Genomic DNA, 3,057 nt, shown 5'->3' with positions numbered 1-3,057 from the left:
CGCTCGCTGCGCTCTGCCCCATGCTCGCCGCGCACTCCGTGAAGTCATTGGGGAGCAGCACGGTCGTCGCAATCTCCCATCGCGGATGCACACGGAGCCGCTCGAGTGCCTTGCCCCAGAGCATGAGTGCGCCCACGGGCTTCGACTGGTACACCGCCCGAAGGATCGGCGTCATGCGCGCACCGGCGGACAGGAGCGTTGCGGCGGTAGCCACGGCGGATGGCGATGTTGCGGGATTCGTGAACCCGTCGGTGTCGGTGACCAAACCGAAGAGGAGCGCGGTCGCGATCGGCTCGGTGATGGCGACCCGATTCGCGGTGAGCATCCGCGCAATGGCCTCAGTGGTCGAAGCAGCATTCGTCACGATGCAGTTCACATCTCCGTACCGCGTGTTCGTCACGTGGTGATCAATGACGATGAGCTGCCCACCACCGGCCTTCCACATCGGGAGCTCCTCCGCAATACCAGCGAAATGAATGTCTCCCGCATCAACGACGACGATCACGTCGTACCTCTTCACTCTTCCCTCTTCACTCTTCCCTCTGACCTCGTGTACGTATGGCAGGATGTCGAACGTCGGTGGGATGGGATCGGGGCAATACAAGGTTGCCTCCTTCCCGACAGTACGGAGCGCCGCGCGGAGCCCACAGATCGAACCCACCGAATCGCCATCCGGACGCTTCGGGGAAACGAGGAGAATGTCGGATGCACCGAGCAGCCGCTCCCAAACGGAGCGGTACATGGCCTGTTCGGTTGCAGGGACGGTACGTGAGGACATAGCCAGAGACCGTACCATCGCGCGACCCGCGCGTCAATAGGAAAACGCCCGACCCCCATGGGGCCGGGCGTCTGGTTCGGCGCGGTCGTGCTACCCGCCCTCGAACGGCCGCTGATCGCTGTCCTCCACGCCGTGGACCTTGCCGCAGTTCGGGCAGGACTCGCCCCCCAGCGCGGCGCCGAGAACCTCGGCGAGGCGGGGCGGGAGCTCGATCGCGAACGCCGAGATCTCGCCGCGCCGCTGACGGTCAATGAAGTCGCCGAGGATGAACGCGCGTTCGCGCTCGTCGGAGACCTCGGAGAGCGCGGCGAACACCGCGGCACCGATCTCCGCCTTCTGCGTGATCGCGTCGCTCGAGCTGATGCCGCGGAGGCGCGCGAGCACCTGGCGGTTGCGCCAGCGGATCTGGTCGCACTCCGGTTTCGGGATCTCCTCGGTGAAACGGAGGCCGGTCGGCGGGATCTCGCGGCCGAGGAACGGCGAGCCGTTCGCCATCATCACGGAGCACGCGATGACCTTCGACATCGGCGTCGTGCACCGGCTGGAGAGGAACGCCCAGGCACGCTTCGCGCGCTCCGGGATGTCCGCCTGATCCGCCTCGATCTGCGCCGAGAGCGCGATGAGCTGCAGCGGAAGCTGGCGGTCCTGCCGGACTGCCTCGAACGCCGCACGGTCGCGGCCATCGAATTCCGGCTTCGGCGGGTACTCGGAGGCCAGGGTCGGCGGGCCGGACCAGCGCGCGAACGGCTTGTTCGCGAAGACGTACGCGAGCGCTTCGATGCGCGCGGCGTCGTTCGGCTCGTCGGCGACCGCGCCGAGAATGCCGGCGTAGATCGCGTAGATGTTGGTGCCGTCCGCCGGACGCATGAGCGCGTTCAGCCGGTCTGCGGTTCTTTCGGAAATCGGCATGGTTCTTCCTCCATCTGTCTGGTGGTGCCCCCTGCGGGGACGTGGAATGGACGAACGCTCGAGGAACCCATCCTGAGCGACTATGCGTACCCTACGGCCCCCGAAATCGCCCGTCAAGTCCGGGCATCCGAATGTGCCCATCCGAATACTCCGCCGTGTGAAAAAGAATCGCACCCCGGACCATGTGGTCCGGGGTGCTGTGACCGCTCGCGATGCCCGCGATGGAGGACGGACTACGCGCCCTCGCGCCCGCCGCAGAAGAGGTCGTGGATGCTGGCGCTGAGCGCCATGGCGACCTGCGAACCCGCGATGGCCGAGGCCATCCTGATCGTGAACCAGCCGCGGACGATCGCGCGTTCGCGTTCGTCCTCGATGCTGTTGAGCGCGTGATCGGCTGCCCAGACGGCGCCGATCGTCGTCTTGATGGCGTCGGTCTTGGCTGCGTCGAACGCGCCCTTCGCTTCGGCGATGCGGCCGCGGTGCTTCCACAGCACGGGGTTGACCTCGTCGTCCGGGAGCACTTCGTCGAACTTGATCTCGCGCGGCGGCGTGCTCTGCACGAGGAACGCGTCGGACTCGAGCATGAACTCGATCGTCGAGATCCGGTGGGCCGGGGTCTTCGCGTGCTGCTCGAGGAACGCCAGCGCGCGCTTCGCGCGCTCGGTCGCGTCCGGGCGGTCGACGCGGAGCTGCGCCGTGAGCGCCATGAGCTGGAGACCGAAGTCGCGGTCGTTCAGCACCGCCAGGAGCGCTTCGCGATCGGCGTCGCTGCTGCGCGGGTCGCGCGGCTTCGGGAACCCACTCGGCGGGGTCTTTGGGCCGGACCAGTACGCCCACGGCTTGGTCTCGAAGACGTACGCGAGTGCGGCTCGGCGCGCCTCCGGCGTCTGCTCGTCGTGGATCGCGGCGAGGATGCCCTGACCGACTGCGGTGGGCAGGACCTCGTCCGCCGGCCGCATGAGCGCGTTCAGGCGCTCGGCGGTGCTCTCGGGAATCGATACGTTCATGGATCTTCCTCCGTCTTTCTGACTCCCCCTGCGGGGACGTGGAATGGACAAACGCTCGAGGAACCCGTCCTGAGCGACTATGCGTACCCTACGGGCTAACCGTTCGCGTGTCAACAGGCCAGCCGGGAAACCGCTTGCTACACTGGAGGACAGCTTCCGGACTACAGACTACGGACTACCGCGCAACGCGTAGCGGTGCACGTAGCTGTAGTCAGTAGACCGTAGTCCGTAGTCAGGTATGTGGCTCCAGAAGATTGAACTCGTCGGCTTCAAATCTTTCGCGAACAAGACGGCGCTCGAATTCCTCCCACCGACTGCAGAGTCGCGTGGTATTACGGCGATCGTCGGGCCGAACGGGTCGGG

General features: G+C 66.3%; 3 protein-coding genes. All 3 read right to left on the bottom strand.

Features of this window, described 5'->3' with window-relative positions; translation table 11 throughout:
- A partial coding sequence (locus Q8Q85_10390; protein ID MDP3774662.1) for a DHH family phosphoesterase occupies positions 1-742 on the bottom strand: 742 nt, incomplete at its 3' end.
- A 126-nt stretch (positions 743-868) separates the two neighbouring features.
- On the bottom strand, positions 869-1,687 hold the full coding sequence (locus Q8Q85_10385) for a hypothetical protein (protein ID MDP3774661.1): 819 nt from the start codon (positions 1,685-1,687) through the stop codon (positions 869-871).
- 233 nt (positions 1,688-1,920) lie between these two features.
- The gene (locus Q8Q85_10380) at positions 1,921-2,694 is read right to left on the bottom strand and encodes a hypothetical protein (protein MDP3774660.1); all 774 of its coding nucleotides are present in this window, start codon (positions 2,692-2,694) and stop codon (positions 1,921-1,923) included.
- Positions 2,695-3,057: the final 363 nt, after the last annotated feature.

Source organism: Gemmatimonadales bacterium, from assembly GCA_030697825.1.
Classification (GTDB): Bacteria; Gemmatimonadota; Gemmatimonadetes; order Gemmatimonadales; family JACORV01; genus JACORV01.
This window is presented reverse-complemented; position numbering and strand designations above follow the sequence as displayed.

Excerpts from the sequence above, each read along its gene's own strand:
- Q8Q85_10385 (MDP3774661.1), bottom strand. The coding sequence starts at position 1,687 with ATGCCGATTTCCGAAAGAACCGCAGACCGGCTGAACGCGCTCATGCGT.
- Q8Q85_10380 (MDP3774660.1), bottom strand. The coding sequence starts at position 2,694 with ATGAACGTATCGATTCCCGAGAGCACCGCCGAGCGCCTGAACGCGCTC.